General features: G+C 67.4%; 7 protein-coding genes and 3 pseudogenes. 5 read left to right on the forward strand and 5 right to left on the reverse strand.

Annotation, left to right across the window (positions count from 1 at the left end; all coding sequences use genetic code 11):
* Positions 1–64: 64 nt before the first annotated feature.
* The 4 genes and pseudogenes from AC07NN_RS11525 to ggt all read left to right on the forward strand — a co-directional run bounded on the left by AC07NN_RS11525 (position 65) and on the right by ggt (position 6,996).
* Positions 65–655, forward strand: coding sequence for an RNA polymerase sigma factor (locus tag AC07NN_RS11525; protein ID WP_494640794.1), 591 nt, complete (start codon positions 65–67; stop codon positions 653–655).
* Positions 619–1,626 (forward strand): FecR family protein, encoded by a 1,008-nt coding sequence (locus AC07NN_RS11530; protein WP_494640796.1) that lies wholly within the window; start codon positions 619–621, stop codon positions 1,624–1,626. The genes AC07NN_RS11525 and AC07NN_RS11530 overlap by 37 nt, the downstream gene beginning before the upstream one ends.
* A gap of 227 nt (positions 1,627–1,853) precedes the next feature.
* A complete protein-coding gene (locus tag AC07NN_RS11535; protein ID WP_494640798.1) occupies positions 1,854–5,111 on the forward strand; it encodes a TonB-dependent receptor domain-containing protein in 3,258 nt (1,085 codons plus the stop codon).
* Positions 5,112–5,138: 27 nt separating this feature from the next.
* Positions 5,139–6,996, forward strand: a pseudogene (gene ggt / locus AC07NN_RS11540) (gamma-glutamyltransferase).
* A gap of 117 nt (positions 6,997–7,113) precedes the next feature.
* On the opposite strand, the pseudogene AC07NN_RS11545 reads toward ggt, so the two are convergent.
* The 5 genes and pseudogenes from AC07NN_RS11545 to AC07NN_RS11565 form a co-directional block, all read right to left on the reverse strand.
* A pseudogene (locus tag AC07NN_RS11545) lies at positions 7,114–7,231 on the reverse strand (hypothetical protein); the annotation flags it as partial.
* A 9-nt stretch (positions 7,232–7,240) separates the two neighbouring features.
* Positions 7,241–10,082, reverse strand: a pseudogene (locus AC07NN_RS11550) (M14 family metallopeptidase).
* Positions 10,083–10,119: 37 nt separating this feature from the next.
* Positions 10,120–11,361 (reverse strand): hypothetical protein, encoded by a 1,242-nt coding sequence (locus tag AC07NN_RS11555; protein ID WP_494640800.1) that lies wholly within the window; start codon positions 11,359–11,361, stop codon positions 10,120–10,122.
* Positions 11,362–11,590: 229 nt separating this feature from the next.
* Entirely contained in the window at positions 11,591–14,371 is a 2,781-nt protein-coding gene (locus AC07NN_RS11560) for a TonB-dependent receptor plug domain-containing protein (protein ID WP_494640802.1), read from the reverse strand.
* A 572-nt stretch (positions 14,372–14,943) separates the two neighbouring features.
* On the reverse strand, positions 14,944–16,107 hold the full coding sequence (locus AC07NN_RS11565) for a glycoside hydrolase family 88/105 protein (protein ID WP_494640804.1): 1,164 nt from the start codon (positions 16,105–16,107) through the stop codon (positions 14,944–14,946).
* A 179-nt stretch (positions 16,108–16,286) separates the two neighbouring features.
* On the opposite strand from AC07NN_RS11565, the gene AC07NN_RS11570 reads away from it, so the two are divergent.
* Complete coding sequence (locus AC07NN_RS11570; RefSeq protein ID WP_494640806.1) at positions 16,287–17,555, forward strand: alginate lyase family protein; 1,269 nt, start codon at positions 16,287–16,289, stop codon at positions 17,553–17,555.
* The last annotated feature ends 99 nt before the right edge of the window (positions 17,556–17,654 follow it).

A 17,654-nucleotide genomic window follows, 5' to 3' on the forward strand; every position in this document is an offset into this window, starting at 1 on the left:
GGCGGTTGCCGCCGGGTTGCCATCCGGCTCCCGATGGGCTTGGCTGCTCCTTGAGGGGAGCGTCATGGCTCAAGAAGACGAAGACAGGCGCGCCTGGTTCCGGCGGGAGATCCTCCCGCTCGAACCGGACCTGCTGGCCTACGCCCGGCAGTTCTGCCGCGACGGCCAGACCGATCCCGAGGACCTGGTCCACGAGACGTTCGCCCGTACGATCGCTTGCAAAACCTGGCGCGAAGTCAGCAATCCCGGCGCTTTCGCCACCCGCATCCTGCGCAACTGCGCGCTGGACGCCCTGCGCCGCCGCAAGGTGCTGACCATCACCGCCGTCGCCGATTTCGAACGCATCGAACCGATCGACGAGACGCCGGGCGCCCACATGCTGCTCGAATCGCGTGAGGAACTGCGGGCCTTGGCCGAAGCGATCTCGGAGCTGCCCGCGCAGTGCCGCCGCGTCTTCACGTTGAGAAAAGTTTACAGCCTCTCGCCAGACGAGATAGCGGTTCGGCTCGGCCTGTCCGTCTCTACTGTAGAGAAGCATTTGGTGAAGGGTCTTCGGTACTGTTCCGACAAGCTGGGACGTCGTATCGGACGCAAGAGTAAGGTCGACGAAGGACGCTCATGGAGCGCGAGACGGGATCACGACGCGAAGCGGTAAGGCAGGTCGCCGCCCTCTGGGTGGTGCGGCTTGACGATGCCTCGTGTTCCGCCGCCGATCGCGCCGCCTTCGAGGCCTGGCGCGCTGAAAGCCACGAACACGAAGCCGCCTTCGAACGCGAGGCCGCCGGCTGGGCGCGCCTCGACCGTTTGCGCGCGCTGCGTCCCGCTGTCGAGCGGCCCGACCGCGACCTGCTGGCGCCGGAGCGCCGCCTGACCCTGCCTCGGCTCAGCCAGTCGAACTGGGCGCGCGGCATGGCCGCCGCGGCCGCCGTCGCCCTGACGGTGACCGGCGTCATGACCTTTGGTGGCGGGACCGCCTACGCCACGGCCATCGGCGAGCGCCGGGTCGTGGTGCTCAGCGACAACAGCCGCATCGAGCTGAACACCAACAGCAAGGTCGTGGTGCGCTTCCGCAACGGCGTGCGCGAGGTGAAGCTGATCCGGGGCGAGGCCGTGTTCGAGGCCGCCAAGGACGCGCGTCCGTTCGTGATCAAGGCCGCCGACGCGGTGATGGAGGCCGACGGCTCCACCGAGATGGCCGTGCGCCTGCGCTCGGACGGCGCGGCCGTGACGGTCAAGCGCGGGGCGGTCGCACTGGATCCGGCCCCGGCCGAGCGCCCAAGTGGACACAAGGACGAGCTGCGCCTGACCGCCGGCGTCGCGGCGATCTACAGCTCGGCGGGCAGCCGCTCGCGGGCGGTGTCCGAGAACGAGATCGACCGGGCCTTGGCCTGGCGGCAAGGCGCCATCGCCCTGAACGGCCAGTCGCTGGACCAGGCCGTCGCCGAGTTCAATCGCTACAACAAACAGCAGATCAGCATCGCCGATCCGTCGATCTCCGGCCTGCGCCTGGCCGGCTACTTCCAGACGACCGAGCCCAAGAGCTTCGTGACCGCCGTGACCAGCGCCTTCCCGGTGCGGGCGTCGCAGAGCGCGGACGGGGCGATCCGCCTGTCGCGGCGGGGATAGCCCGTAAAAACTGTCATCCCGGACAAGCGCGAAGCGCGCCGATCCGGGACCGCCGGAAGCTCGGCGCCTGTTGCGGTCCCGGCTCTCCGCTGCGCTGCGGCCGGGATGACAGCTTCCATCGCAAAAAATCTCCGTTCGGTATGGCGGAAACCCGATCCGTCCGCGTCGGTCCTTTGAAGGCGTCTTCCCATGGGGATGGCGGACGCCCCGAGGGGTAACCAAGAAAAATGTCGATCGAAACCCGCCGCCGCACGGTTCGCGGCTTCCTGATGGCGTCAGCCGCTGTCCTGGTCCTGGCCGGTCCGGCCCTCGCCCAGGGGGGGCGCCACAGCTTCAACATCCCGGCCGGTGACGCCGTCACCGCCTTGCAGGCCTTCGCCAAGCAGTCGGGCAAGCAGGTCCTGTTCCCGTTCGAAGCCGTCAGCGGCAAGCGCACGCCGGCCGTGACCGGCGACGTGGCCGACGCTGACGCCCTGGCCAAGCTGGCCGCGGCCGCCGGCCTTGTCGTGGCTTCGGACGACGGGAAGACGATCACGCTGCGCCAGGCTTCGGCCCAAGGCCCCCAGTCCTTCAGCGCAAGGGCCGGCGCGACTGACGAAGAGGCCCAGACCGTCGAAGCCGTCGTGGTCGTCGGTTCGCAGATCGAAGGCGCGCGCGCGACCGGAGCCCTGCCGGTGACGGTGATCGGCGAGAACGACATCATCGCCACGGGCGCGGTCTCGGGCGACGAACTGTTCCGCTCGATCCCGCAGGCCGGCGATGTACAGTTCCAGGAAGCCCGCACGACCGGCAACCTGAACGACGCGCGCGGCGACATCGCCTCGCTGAACCTGCGCAGCCTGGGCACAGGCAACACCCTGGCCCTGCTGAACGGCCGCCGCGCCGTGCTGGCGCCGGGCAGCCAGACCGAGAACCTCGTGCCGGTCCAGACCGTCAACACCAACTCGTTCCCGGTCTCGGGCGTCAAGCGCGTCGAAGTCCTCCGCGACGGCGCCGCGGCCATCTACGGCACCGACGCCGTGGCCGGCGTGATCAACACCGTGCTCGACACCCGCTTCCGCGGCCTGAAGATGGAAGCGCAGGTCGGCGGTTCGGAAGGCACCGGTTATCGCGAAGGCTCGTTCAACGTGAAGGCCGGCACGCGGCTGGAAGACGGCACCCGCCTGACCTTCTTCGGCAACTACACGGGTCGCAGCCGCCTGATGGCGAGCGAGCGCGCCTACTCGGTCAGCGAGGATCACCGCGCGCAGATCGCCAACACGCCGTGGGTGGACAACACCACCTTCGACAGCCGCTCGACGTCGAGCCCCTGGGGCTCGTTCACGGTCATTCCGTCGACCACGGCCGTGCGCCAGGGCACGGTGGCCCTGACCACCTCGGGCGTGTTCCACATCGAGCCGATCACCAACACGGCCGCTGGCTGCTCCAGCACCGTGCTGGCCGGGAACATCTGCCTGAAGTCGGGCACGATCACCGGCACGACCGACCGCGTGCTGCGCTATGACGAGAACCCCGACCGCACGCTGAAGGGCGGCGTCGAGCGCACCAACCTGTTCTCGACCGTCGAGCACGACTTCGGCGACGTCACGGCCTATGGCGAGCTGGGCTACTACCACGCCCTGTTCTCGGGCAGCCGCGAGCAGTCGGCCCCGCTGAGCACGGCCCCGATCAGCATCGCGGCCAACGCCTACTGGAACCCCTTCGGTCCGACCACCAGCCCCAACCGCCTGGCCAACCTGACCGGCGTGCCAACCACGGGCCTGGCCATGACCATGACCACCTACCGCCCGGTCGACACCGGCCCGCGCACCTACACGGTGACGGACGACAGCTATCGCGTGCTGGGCGGGCTGAAGGGCAAGTGGAACGGCTGGAAGTGGGATTCGGCGGTCCTCTATTCGAAGGCCCGCACCAAGGACATGACCCACAATGCGATCAGCAACACGCTGTTCCAGCAGGCCGTGAACAAGACCGACTCCTCGGCCTACAACCCGTTCAATGGCGGCAATCTCGACAACTACTCGCTGGGCGACACGACGCTCAGCGACCGGGCGACCATCAACTCGTTCCTGATCAACGTCTACCGGATCAGCGAGACCTCGCTGGCCCTGGCCGACTTCAAGATTTCCAAGAAGGACCTGTTCCGTCTGCCCGGCGGCGACGTCGGCGTCGCGGCTGGCGTCGAGTGGCGCCGCGAGACGTACATGGACGATCGCGACGACCGGCTGGACGGCAAGATCAAGTACACCAACAGCGTCACCGGCGTGACCTACGGCACCGACGTGATGGGCGCCTCGGGCTCGGTGGACGTCAACGCGCACCGCTCGATCAAGTCGGCCTTCTTCGAACTGGCCGTGCCGATCATCTCGCCCGAGATGAACATCCCGCTGGTCGAGGAAGTCAGCCTGCAGATCGCCGCCCGCGACGAAGACTATTCCGACTTCGGCAACGTGCTGAAGCCCAAGGGCGCGATCTACTGGAAGGTCGGCTACGGCCTGGCCCTGCGCGGCTCGGTCTCGCAGAGCTTCCGCGCGCCGAACCTGCCGCAGTTCTACAGCGACGGCGCGACGGTCTCGAACAGCCGCATCGACTACGGCCAGTGCCGGATCAACGCCACCACCTGCGCCAGCGCCAGCACGATCGAGATCCGCAGCGGCAACAAGGATCTGAAGCCGGAAGAGGCCGACAACGCCACGGTCGGCTTCGTCTATCAGCCGACCTTCATTCCGCAGCAGTTCGGCAAGCTGACCCTGACCACCGACTTCTGGTCGATCCGCGAGAAGGGCGTCATCGGCGTCGTGGGCGGCTATAACGCCATCGCCTACGACTACCTGCTGCGCCTGCAGGGCTCGTCGAACCCGAACGTCCTGCGCGACCCGCCGGTCGGCGGCGTGAAGGTCGGCAACATCACGGCCATCAACGACACCTATCAGAACCTGCAGCCGCGCATGGTGCAGGGCGTCGACTTCAGCCTCGACTACGACCTGGACGACACCCCCTGGGGCGACTTCGGCATGTCGGTCAACGTGGCCAAGCTGCTGAAGTACGACCAGTCGGCCAGCCCGCTGGAAGCCCAGCTGCAGGCCGCCGTGGCGGCGGGCACGCTGCCGGGCCTGTCGATCTCGTCGGCCGGCAACCAGATCAAGATGGACGGCTTCCCCGAGTTCCGCGGCACCGCCAGCTTCACCTGGCGCAACAAGGGCTGGGGCGCGGGCGCGTTCGTGAACTATGTCGGCGAGGTCTATGACACCGGCCCGGCCCAGGTGAACGGCCAGTACTTCCCGATCAAGGACTGGACCACGGTCAGCCTGTACGCCCAGTACGCGTTCAAGGACGGCATGTTCGACGGCTCGACCATCCGCGTCGGCGCCCGCAACGTGTTCGACAAGGACCCGCCGATCTCGGCGTCCAACTTCGGCTACTCGGGCGCCTTGCACAACGCGACGGGCCGCTACTGGTACATGAACCTGTCCAAGAAGTTCTGATCCAGAAACACCCGATCTCCCCGGCGAATGCCGGGGCCCAGATCGTAGGGCTTCGAGGCGCCAAATACGGTCCCGATACAGCCTTATGATCTGGGTCCCGGCATTCCGGGAAGGTCGGTTTCTTGAATGTTCGCTTCCCAATGAGGGCGCCGTGAAACCCTTCCGCCTGTTCGCCACGGCCGCCTCGGCGCTGGCTCTTACGCTCACGCCGATCGCCGCCGGCGACGCCGTGGCCCAGAAGAAGCAGCTGCTCGAGTACCCCAGCATCCACTCGCCGGTGGTCGGCGAGCGCGGCATGGTGGTCAGCCAGAATTCCATCGCCACCCGGGTCGGCGCCGACATCCTGCGCCAGGGCGGCAACGCCGTGGACGCCGCGGTCGCCACCGCCTTCGCCCTGGCCGTGACCCTGCCACGCGCCGGCAATATCGGCGGCGACGGCTTCATGATGGTCTATATCGCCAAGACCAATCAGACCGTCTTCATCGACTATCGCGGCATCGCGCCCAAGGCCGCCACGCTCGACACCTTCGTCGATGAGAAGGGCAAGGAGATCGACGACGTCGCCTCCCGCGGCTACCGCGCCCCGACCGTGCCGGGCACCGTCGCGGGCCTGTTCCTGGCCCACCAGAAGTACGGCCGCCTGCCGTGGAAGCAGATCGTCGAGCCCGCCTACAAGCTGGCCGCCGACGGCGTGGCCCTGTCGCCCGACGAGGCCTTCGTCTTCAGCTGGGGCAAGCAGCGCCTGTCCGAGAGCGAGGCCGGCAAGAAGGCCTTCTACAAGAACGGCGAGCTCTATCGCCCAGGCGAGGTGCTGAAGCAGCCCGACCTGGCCTGGTCGCTGCGCCAGATCGCCGACGGCGGGGCGGACGCGTTCTACAAGGGCGAGATCGCCCAGCGCTTCGCCGCCGACATGAAGAAGCACGGCGGCCTGATCACCGCCGAGGACCTGGCGTCCTACAAGGCCGTGCTGCGTCCGCCGCTGGTCGGCACCTATCGCGGCCTGACGGTGAAGACCTCGCCGCCCGCCAGCGCCGGCGGCGCGACCCTGCTGGAGATGCTCAACATCCTGGAAGGCTTCGACCTGCAGGCCGCCGGGGCGGGCTCAGCCAAGTCGCTGCACCTGATGGCCGAGACGATGAAGCTCGGCTACGCCGACCGCTATCGCTATCTGGGCGACACCGACTTTGTCTCGGTGCCGCTGCGGGGCTATGTCTCCAAGGAATACGCCGCCTCGCGCGCCAAGCTGATCGACCCGGACAAGGCCAAGTCGGCCAAGGAACTGGGCGTCGGCGATCCGTGGGCGTTCGAGAGCCACAACACCACCCACTTCTCGGTGGCCGACGCCGAGGGCAACGCGGTCTCCAACACCTTCACCCTGGGCGCCGACTTCGGCTCGGGCGTGATGGTCGAGGGCGCGGGTTTCGTGCTCAACAACCAGATGAACAACTACGCCCACGAGGCGGCCTGGCGGGCCCAGAAGGCCGGCAAGGCGGCTCCGCCCAACGCCCTGGCGCCGGGCAAGCGCGTGCTGTCCACCATGATGCCGACCATGGTCTTCAAGGATGGCAAGCCGTGGTTGATCACCGGCACGCCGGGCGGCAGCACCATCATCGACACGGTGCTGCAGGTCGTCGTCAACGTCATCGACTTCAAGATGAACGTCGCCGAGGCCACGCATCAGCCGCGCATCTTCCAGGACGCGAGCGACAACCTGCGTCTCGAGCCCAACTTCAATCCCGACACGGTGGCCGCCCTCAAGGCGATGGGCCACCCCCTATCCTCGGACGAGACCATGGGCTCCGCCCAGTCGATCATGATCGACAAGGGTCTCTTCCTGGGCGGCGCGGATCCGCGTCGCCCTGGAGCCGAGGCGATCGCGCCCTAGAGGCTGACCCTCCCCCCCGAGCTGCCTCGGGGCACGATCACTCGCCGCCGGAGCTGCCCCTCCGGCGGCGATTTCGTTTTGTGGGGAGTGTAGAGAGCGCCCCCTCCGTCACGTCGCCTATCGGCGCCGCGCCACCTCCCCCGCAAGCGGGGCAGGAGAAGAACGGCTGCACCCTCCTGCCCCGTGAAACGGGGGAGGTGGCGCGCTGCGGATACGCAGCGTGACGGAGGGGGCGTCTTTCGGCCTACTTCTTCGACACCGCCGGCCCGTACAGCAGCCCGTTGAACAGGAACTTGAACGTCCCGTACGACTGCGCCCGTTGGGTGATCTCGGGCCCGAAGGCGAAGACCTTGCCCTTGCCGATGTCGACGTCGAGCATGGCCGTCGAGCCCTTCAGCTTGTCCTGGCCGACGGCCCAGCCGCTGCGCAGCGGCTTGTCGCTGTCGAACCAGGCCACCCGCGCCACGCCCTTGGCGTCGGCCTTCAGGGTGAAGGCGGGGCTGCGGTCGAAGAACACGTCGACCTGCTCGGGCGCGCCATAGGCCAGGGGCTGCTTCGGATCGACCTTGGCCCGCAGCACCGAGCCCGGGATGTAGAGCTCGCGGTTGGTCAGGGCCTCCAGCTGGCCGTTCTCGGTCTTGGCCGTGGCGACCTCGACCGGCGCGCCCAGGGCCGTGGCCAGGCGGGTCGAGGCGCCGATGGCCACCACCGTGCCGCCGCCCTTCACGAAGTCGGCGATCTTGGGCAGGGTCTTGTCGTCGGAGACCCGGCCCAGCCAGGCGCGGTACTCGGCCGGGATGTCCTCGGGCTTGGGCTGCTGGCCGCCGCGACCGGCCTTGAACGGACCCTCGGCGGGCGCGGGGACCACGCCGTCCGGGAACACCAGCACGTCGAAGTCCTTGGCGATGTCGCCGGCGTCCAGGCGTTGCGGGTAGACGACCTGGAAGGGGGCCTCGAACTTCTCGAACATCCAGCGGTTCCAGCCCGAGGGCATCGAGCCGCCATAGACGTCCACCAGGCCGACGCGGATCGGCTTCAGGGCGATGGTCGCGCCCGAGGGCTTGCCGGCCGCGTAGGCGTCGATCCCTAAGTCCTTCACGCCCTTGTCGATCACCGCCTTCGCGGCGGGCGAGGCGGGGATCCAGATCGCGCCGGGGCCAAAGGCGACCTTACCCGCCTTGGCGCCGTCCTTGACCCAATAGACCTTGGCGCCGGCCTTCAGCAGGCGGTTGGTCAGGGTGAAGCTGGCGTTGGTTTCGTGGCTGACCAGCCAGCCCGCGCCGCCCGAGCCCTTCACCGAACCCGGCGCGACCGGGATCAGGTCCGGCACGCGCGCCGTCGGGGCCTCGAAGCCGTCCAGGATGCGGTCGAACTGGATGCCCATCTGGTAGGCCAGGGTATAGCCGGTGACGTCGTACGGCGCCTTGGGCGGGCCGCCCGGATATTCCAGGTCGTGCGGGTGATCCTGCGGCTCGAACATGTCCATGATGTGCGGGCGATAGGCCTGGGCCGAGCGCACGACATAGGAGCCGGCCGGATAGGTCTTGGCCCCGATCGCGAAGGGCTTGGTCGCCTTGTCCACGTCGACGCCGGTCTTGATCAGGGCGTTGAGGAAGGCGACCACGGTCGGCATGTCGGCCTGGTCGGACGGGATGACATAGGCGCGCGCGTCACGCTCCTCCGGCGTCTGCAGCACCGACTTGTAGAGCGTCGGATCGATGGCCTGGCCGTAAGGCCCGGGCTTGCCCTTGCCGGCGGCGGCCAGCTCCTCGACGCGGGTCGGGGTGGTGGTCCAGCTGTCCTGGCTGCCGCGCTTGATGCTGTTGTCGCCCATCTTCCAGATGTTGAAGAGCAGGCGCTCCTTGTTGCGCGACGCGTAGTCCAGCACCGCCATGTTCATGGTCCACTGGTAGTCCAGCGAGTCCTGAAGGCGCCAAGTGCGCGGCTCGATCGGGGCCGGGCGGTCGTTGCTGGGTAGTTGCAGGTCCGGCACCAGATTGACCGTCGTCGGGGTCGGGCCGCCGATGATCTCGGTCAGCAGGCCGATCGAATTGTGGAAGTAGGCGACCGACCGCTCCATGCCGTTGTGCCAGGTCGAGTAGGGCGCGGCGCTACGGGCGCCCGAGCCCTTCTTGTCCTCGGCCACCAGGCGGCTGTGCATGGCCATGCCGACTTCCTGCAGCTCGGTCATGACCAGCGGGTCGTAGTTGAAGTTGAACGGGTCGCGGAACGGCGGGACGAATACCACCATGCCGTTGGGGCCGGTCTGGTGCTGGTTGTAGACGATCTGCGGATACCACTCGCGGAACAGCTGCTTGTTGACGTTGGTGGTCTCGGCCATCGACGACATGAAGCTGTCGCGGTTGTTATCGTGGCCGATGTACTTGTGGTACAGGCGCGGCAGCGAGCCGAACTCGCGCTTCTTCGGGTCCTGGTTGCGCATGTACCAGTCCGAGATCATCTCCATCCCGTCCGGATTGTCCTGCGCGAACAGGATGATGCAGTCGTCCAGCAGACGCATCGTCTCCGGATCGGTCTGGGTCAGCATCCGGTACAGCACCTGGATCTGGCCCTGGGTGGTGATCGTCTCGTTGGCGTGCAAACCCGCGTCGATCCAGACTACGGCCTTGCCCTGGGCGGCCAGCTTGGCGGCTTCGTCCTTGGACACGCCCTCGGCCTTGGCCAGCTTGCGGGCGATGGCCTTGTAGTCGTCCAGCTTGGCCAGGTTGGCGGGCGAGGAGACGATCGCCATCCACTGGGTGCGGCCTTCCTCGGTCTTGCCGATGTCGACCAGCTTCATGCGGTCCGACTGGCCGGCCAGGGTCTTCAGATAGGCCTCGTAGGCGGTGTAGTCGGCCAGGAAGTAGTCGCTGCCGACCGGCTGGGCGAAGGCCTTGTCGGGCGGGGTGATGTCGGCGGCGATCGCGCCCCCGATCCCGCCGAAAGCCAGCACCACGCCGAGGGCCGCACCGGCCATCGCTGCACCACGCGTCATCGCACTACCCCATCAATCCCTGGCGGGCGCATCGGCGCATCCGCTCTCCCTGGACCGACGAAGCTGGACCGGATTTCCGCCGTCGGAGCAACGGGCCGGCCAGCCCATTTTTTGCTCCGGCGGGGTTCCTAGAAGCCGGTAATGCCCTTCAGCAGGCCCTTGGCGATGGCCTTCTTGTCGACCTTGCCCGGCGGCGGGGGCGGGTTTTGCGGGTTCTGTGAGGAAGGGGCGCCGTAGGCCTGGTTCATGCCGCCGCCCATCGAGGGCATGCCCAGCATGGTCCCGGTGGTCGACTTGTAGCGGACCTTGGTGAACCACTCCGGCTTCCAGACCGCCTTGGGATCGGCCGGCTTGGGCGGATAGGCGAAGTTGGCCTCGCCGCCCCAGGCGGTCATGCTGAGCATGGCCATCGGCGCGGCCTTGGTGACCTCGGCCGGCACGGTGCAGGTCGTGGTCTGGGCCGGCAGCAGCGTCTTCAGGCCCAACTGGCGGGTGATCTCGTCCTGGGCCAGGTAGTCGTGGAAGGCGCCGAAACCCTGGCGGGTGGCGCTGGAGCTCCACAGCACCATGGTCTGGCCGTCCTCGCCCGGGGTCTGGCTGGCGCCGATCAGCATGCCGAAATAGGCGCGGGCGTTGGGGATGGCGTTCCACGAGACGCGCGTGGCGCCGCTGGCCAGGGCGGTCTGTTCGTTCAGGACGAACGGGGCCAGGAAGTCCTGGTTGGCGTTCAGGCTGAAGCGGATCTCGGGCGAATAGTTGCCGCGCACAACGTGGTCGCCGACCAGCGAGCCGTCGGCCGGTACGGTCTTGCGGGTCTTCTCGTTGGGCCAGTCGCCATAGGTGGCGAAACGCGATGGCGATGGCGGGCGCATGAAGGCCACGGCGTTGGTTCCCAGCGCCGCCAGGCTCTGGGGCTTGGCGAAATCGACGACCAGCGGCTGGCCGGGGCCGACGTGCTCGCCGCAGCCCCAGTAGATCAGCATCTTGCCCTTGGGCTTCTCGTAGGGGAGTTGCTGCGGCTCGTCCTCGCGCACGGGCTTGGCCGGATCGATGCGGGGCGTCAGCAGCGGCAGGCTGGGACCGGCGCGCAAGGTGGTGGGCGGGATGTGGTCGGCGGCCGGCGCGGCCGTGGGACGCTGCGGCGAGCCCAGCTGGAGCGTCAGGTTGTGGTTCACCTGCGAACCGCCGCCCATCATCCCACGCATCATCGAGGTGGCGGAGGGGCGCCCGCCGCCGCCCATGCCGCCGAACTGGCCCGAGGTGGTCTCGGCGCTCAGCCAATAGGTGGAGGGGGCGGGGGTTTCGGCGGCCGTGACGGGAACGGCGGCGGCCAGCACGGCCAGGGCGGCCAATTTCGAATAGGCGGTCATTGTGCGGATCCTCTGAACAGCCTTGCCAGACGATACCGCAAAGCGCGCGTTTCGTCCGACATAGCGAACTCGCAACCGCCCCGCGATTTAACGATGCGTCATGAAAGGCCGCTGTTCGGTGAACAATGGGTCATGAAAAAAAAGGGGCCGCCCTTGCGGACGACCCCCTCCATCTCATCGGACCATACTCACGCGGTCCGTACGCGAGATAGCTCGTACGCGCGGCGGCCTAGTACTTCAGGCGCACGCCGACGCGGAAGTAGCGACCCACGGCGCCCGACTGCGAGTAGGTCGGGTTCCAGTTCACCGCGGCGTAGTTCGCCGGGTTGAACATCGGGCCGACGTCGAACAGGTTCAGGACGTCGGCATATACCGTCGTCTTGTCGTTGACGTTGTAGGCGCCCGTCAGATCGGTGCTGATGAAGTCCTTCGTGTGGCACTTGAAGTCGGCCGTGCCGTAGAGGCACGAGTCGTCGCCCTGGTAGCTCTCGTCGATCGAACGCAGGCCGCTGACATAGTTCAGCGTGGCCGTCGTGCTGACCGGCCCGCGCGTGAAGGTGTTGCTCCACGACGCGCGGTACTTGGGGGTGCCGGCGCCCGACGACAAGACGTACGGGGCCTGCTTGCCGACGTAGTTAAACGTCTGGCCGCCCTGCGTGTACTTGAAGTCCAGCAGGACGGTGGCGTCCAGGTTGCTGGTCCACTTGATGTCGGCCGGCAGGTACATCGTGTTCTGGACGTTCAGGTCGATGCCGCTGGTGCGCAGGGAGTCGGCGTTGATGTACGGCGACGACACCGAGAGGATGCGCGGCAGGGCGTTCGGAGCGTCCGGATCGGCCAGGTCCGGCGTCACCACGAAGCCGGCCGGGATGGCCTTGCCGGCGTAGTAGGCGGCGATGGCGTCACCCGACGAGGCTTGCGCGATCACGTCGTTCTTCTTGATGTGATAGTAGTCCAGCGAGACGCTGAAGCTGCGCGTCGGGGCCCAGACGGCGCCCATCGTGTAGCTGGTCGACTTCTCCGGCTTCAGGTCCGGGTTGGCCGCGGTGATGTTCGAGAGCGAATAGGTCTTGGTGTATTCGCTGCCGTGGTGCGCGGCGATGAAGTCCGGGTAGTTCGCGAACGAGAAGTTCGTGAAGCCCTGGCTGGCCGAGTCGCCCGACTCCGAGAACGACGGCGCGCGGAAGCCCTTCGACACGGTGGCGCGCAGGGCGACCGTCTTGATGGGCGTGTATTTGACGCCGATCTTCGGAGAGAAGGCGTCGCCGAAGTCCGAATAGTGGTCGTAGCGACCCGAGACGTTGACCTCGACATTGTCCAGCACCGGCATGCCCAGCTCGGCGAAGGCCGAGGCGACCGTTCGGTTGCCGATGGTGCGGGCGTTGCCCAGGCCTTGCGCGTCGTTGACCGGGTTCAGGGCCGGGTCGTTGACCGCCTCGTAGCGGAACTCGCCGCCCAGACCCAGCTGAGCGGGGCCGCCCGGCAGGTTGAACACCTCGCGCGAGGCCACGATGTTGATCGAGTCCAGGTCGCTGGTCGAGGTCTTGGCCAGCACCGGGGCGAGGGCGTCGCGGACGGCCTGGCTGTTCTTCGACGGGTCGATGAAGTTGTACGTGCCGTTCTTCACCGCGCTCTGCAGGGCATTGTAGCTGATGAAGCCGTAGTTGGCGCTTTCCAGCCAGCCGTGCGCGAGCACGAGGTTGGCGTGGTAGTCCCAGCCCGCCGCGCTGCCTTCGACGCCGCCGACCATGCGGGCCATGCGGTTGGTGTAGTTGGCCGAGTTGGCGATATCGCTGAAGCGATAGCGGATCAGCGCGTCATAGCCTTCGGCCGCGAACGGGTTGTTCGGGTTCAGCTGGCCGTTCGACAGGCGCGACGGCAGGACGATGTTCGACAGGTTGTGCGGCGTCGACGACGAGATCGTGCGCGGGGCGCCGGTCGTCGACGTCTTCGACTGCACGAAGCTGGCCGAGATGTAGGCCTGGAAGTCGTCGCTCGGCTTGATCGTGAAGCGGCCATAGGCGCCGATGCGCTCCTGGCGGGGCTGGACCTCGCCGAAGAGGCCGGTGTTCTGGGCGCAGTACGAGCCGCCCGCGGCGGTGGTCAGCGGGGCGTCGGCGGCGCAGGTGCGCAGCGGCTGCCACAGGGCGCCGGCCAGGGCCTGGCCGGTGGAGATGTCGCCCGCCGTCCCCATCGTGGCGCGCTTGATCTGGCCGTAGAAGGTGCTGCCGCCCGCGCCCGGGTTGTCGTTCGTGCCGCCCGGAATGCCCGACAGGTCGAAGGTGTTGTACGGATAGCCGCGCTGGTCGATGCGGATGGCCTTGTCCAGCTGGTACTCGACGTCGAAGTACATGTTGTACTTGTCGGCATCGAGGTCGCCGTGGCCGATCTCGCCGTTGAAGCGGAACTGGTCGCCGCCACCGTGCTGGGACGTGCCGACCGAAGCGTCGGCGCCCATGCCCTGGTAGTTGGACTTCATGATGATGTTGACGACGCCGCCGATGGCGTCCGCGCCGTACAGCGACGAGGCGCCGTCCTTCAGCGTCTCGATGCGCTCAACGGCGTTGAACGGGATCGAGTTGAGGTCGACGAACGAGCGCTGGCCGTCGTCGGCCAGCGGGTAGCTGGCGTTGCGCAGGCCGTCGATCATGACCAGGGTCGAGTTGACCGTCAGGCCGCGCAAAGCGACGCCCGTCGAGCCGGCGGCGAAGCCGTTGCCGAAGGCGGCCGGGACCGAGCCCGAATTGTCGGCCGACAGGCTGCGGATGGCGTCGGCCACCGTCGTGATGCCTTGGGCCTTGAGTTGTTCGCTGGTCTGGACCGTGACGGGCGAGGGGGTGGCGGTGTCGGTGCGGCGCAGCAGCGAGCCGGTGACGACGACGGCCTCGACTTCGGTCTGATCGGCCGGAGCGGCGGCGGTTTGAGCGTTCGCCGCGAAGCCGGCCAGGGTGGCCGCGCCCGCGATCATCGTGGTCGCGAGCAAACGACCCCGGGTAATCTGGTACTTCATTCTTGATCCTTCCGGGCCGCCCTCGCCAGCGCGAACGCCAGCGTCCTTACAGCCCGATGCAGAGTGTCCCGTCGCGATCCGGCGGTTGGCGGCGGCTTAGGACTCTGCTCCCGAAGTGGTCAATCACACGCTTTGAAATGTAATGACGTTATTTTGACGCTGTCTCCCAAAGGTCACGACCTGTGCCAAATGGGGCGCGAATAAGTCGTTCTCTTATCTATGGCGAAACAGAACGGAGATCGATAACGACACTATTGGAACGAAATCGAAATCTCATTGTTCTCGGAACGACGAGGTGGCCATAGTGACCGGAATTCAGAGTTCAATAGTCTGATTTACTGAATAACGATGTTTTTGGGGTGTGCGAAAACCCTCTCTCTCTTAGAGAGAGGGCGGGTCCCGCCGCGAAGCGGTGGGAGGGTAAGAGGTTACGAGGGCGCCACTATGCCCAAGGCCGTTCCGCCGCGTGTTTTCGTCAGTGCTTGTCCGGTGAGGGTGTAACCTCTCACCCTCCCACGCCTGCGGCGTGGGCCCCTCCCTCTCTCTATGAGAGAGGGATTTCGTCAGCGCCCCTAGAAGCGCCCGCGCGAGACTTCCGACGCCGCCAGCAGGAACGCCCCCGACCCATAGAGCTGCGTATCGCCCGCCTCGACGTGGTCCGGCGCGTAGCCGACCTGCTGCACCCAGCCCAGCTTGCCGTCCGGCTGCACGGCCTTGGCCAGGGCCGACCAGCCCAGGCGCGCCGAGCCGGCGTATTTCGGATCCTTGAGCAAGCCCTGGTTCACGCCCCAGGCCAGGCCGTAGACGAAGAAGCCGGTGCCGCTGGTCTCGGGCGGGCTGTGCTCGGGGGCCAGCAGCGACACCGACCAGTAGCCGTCGGGCTTCTGCAGCGAAACGAGCTTGGCCGACATCCGCTTGAACAGGGCGACATAGCGCGGCCGCGAAGGATGGTTGGCCGGCAGGGTCTTGAGGATGTTGACGACGCCGGCATAGACCCAGCCATTGCCACGGCTCCAGAAGATCTTGCGGCCCTGGTCGTCGCGGCGGTCGAAGAAGCGGCTGTCGCGGAAATAGAGGCCGTACTCCTTGTCGAGCAGGTAGTCGGTGGTGGCCCAGAACTCCTTGTCGCCATAGGCGGCGTAGCGCGGGTCCTTGGTGGCGACCGACAGGGCCGTCCAGGTCGGCGGGGCCATGAACAGGGCGTCGCTCCAGCACCAGCGCGCCTGGCAGGGCTGCTCTTCCTGGCCGTCGATGAAGGCGAGATCCGCCTTGGGTTCGTTGGCCAGGATGGCGTCGAAGCGGGCCTTCACCGGCGCGATCTGGGCGGCGTCGTGGTCGCGGGCGTTCAGCCACAGCCAGCTCTGGGCGATGACATGGTCGTCGGCGTGCAGAGGCCGCTTGCCCAGGCCCCAGTCCTGCTGGACGCCGTGGGCGCGCAGGGCCTGAGTATAGCCCAAGTCTCCTGTCCTTTCGGCGAAAGCGGTCAGGCCAACATAGAAGGCGCCCTGGATCCAGCCGCGCGGATTCAGCGTGCCGGGGCGGTGGGTCTGCACATAGTCGAACTTGCCGTCCATGTGGTGCAGCTGCCAGTCGGCGACGGCTCGGCCCAGGGTCAGGGCGGAGGCGGAGACATCGGCGCGGACGGCCGGAGCGGGCGCGGCGGAGGGCGGTCCGGCAAGGGCCGGGCTGGCGATCAGGGTCAGGCTCGCCAGGGCGACGGACAGTCTCGCAAGCATCGTAACCTCCCCATTCGCGCCTCTGACGGACGCTGTCTCGACCTTAGTTAGCGGACCGGCATGGGGACGCGCAATGCGGCAGACCAAATTGACCAATTTGGTCTGGCCAATCTTGGCGGGCCGCGTCTATGGTCCGCGCCATGACCGTGAGGAACACGGCGAAACGGGGAAACGGTGAGATGATGCGTTCGATCGGGGCGATGGCCCTTTGCGCGGCTGTGCTGGCGAGTGGAGCGGCCACGACGGCGATGGCGGCGGATGCGCCGACCTGCAAGGCCGGCGACGGCTACTCGGCCGACTTCGGCGGCCGCCGCACGTTCCGCTGGAAGCCGCAGTGGCTGGAAGCGGCCAAGGCCAATGTCGCCGATCCGTCCATCGCCCCAGCCTACAAGGCCCTGCTGGCCCGCGCCGACAAGGCCCTGGCCGGTCCCGTCTACAGCGTCGTCGACAAGAGCCGAACCCCGCCCAGCGGCGACAAGCACGACTACATCTCGATGGGCCCGTACTGGTGGCCGGATCCGGCCCAGCCGAACGGCGAGCCCTATATCCGCAAGGACGGGGACGTGAACCCCGAGCGGAACACCAACGCCTTCGACGCCGGGCGGATGGACCAGATGGGCGGCGCCGTCGAGGCGCTGTCGCTGGCCTATTACTTCACCGGCGACGCCAAGTACGCGACCAAGGCCGCCCAGATCCTGCGGGTCTGGTTCCTGGATCCCGCCACGCGGATGAACCCGTCCATGACCTACGCCCAGGGCGTGCCCGGCCGCACCCTGGGTCGCGCGGAAGGGGTGCTGGACACCTACCGCCTGCTGCGGGTCATCGAGTCGATCGGCGTGCTGTCCCCGGCCAAGGTGCTGAGCGCCGACGAGCAGAAGGGCCTGGAGGCCTGGTTCGGCGACTACGCCAAGTGGATGCAGACCGCCCCGACCGGCAAGGAAGAGCGCGCGGCCGAGAACAATCACGGCATCTGGTACGACTATCAGCTGGCCACCTTCGCCCTGTTCGCCCGCCAGCCCGACCTGGCCAAAAAGGTGATCGCCGCCGCCGGCAAGGACCGGATCAACCCGCAGGTCGAGGCCGACGGCAAGATGCCCAAGGAACTCGCCCGCACCAAGGGCCTGCACTACAGCTACTTCGCGCTGGAGCCACTGGTCGGCATGGCCGAACTGGGCCCGTGCGTCGGCGTCGACCTCTGGGGCTACAAGGGCAGCAAGGGGCAGAGCATCCGCGTCGCCTACCAGTACCTGGCCCAGTTCGTCGGCAACGAGGCGGCGTTCCCGTACAAGGAAATGAAGCCCGAAGAGGCCAGCCGCGACGCCCAGCCGATGTATGAGCTGGCGGCCTGGGCCTATGGCGAGGCCGACTTCGCGGCGAAGGCGGCCGGGTTGGCCGGGCAGCAGCTGGCGGCGCAGAGCCGGTTGTTGATCGCGCCTTATCGGAGGTAGCGGGGCTGGAGCACTGGCTGTCGGGGGGCAAGTCAGCCCCCTGAACGTCCGCTAGGGGGGTGCGCACTCTGCTCCCCCGCGATGCGGGGGAGCTGTCGC

Source organism: Caulobacter sp. GW821-FHT09H08 (assembly GCF_059415885.1).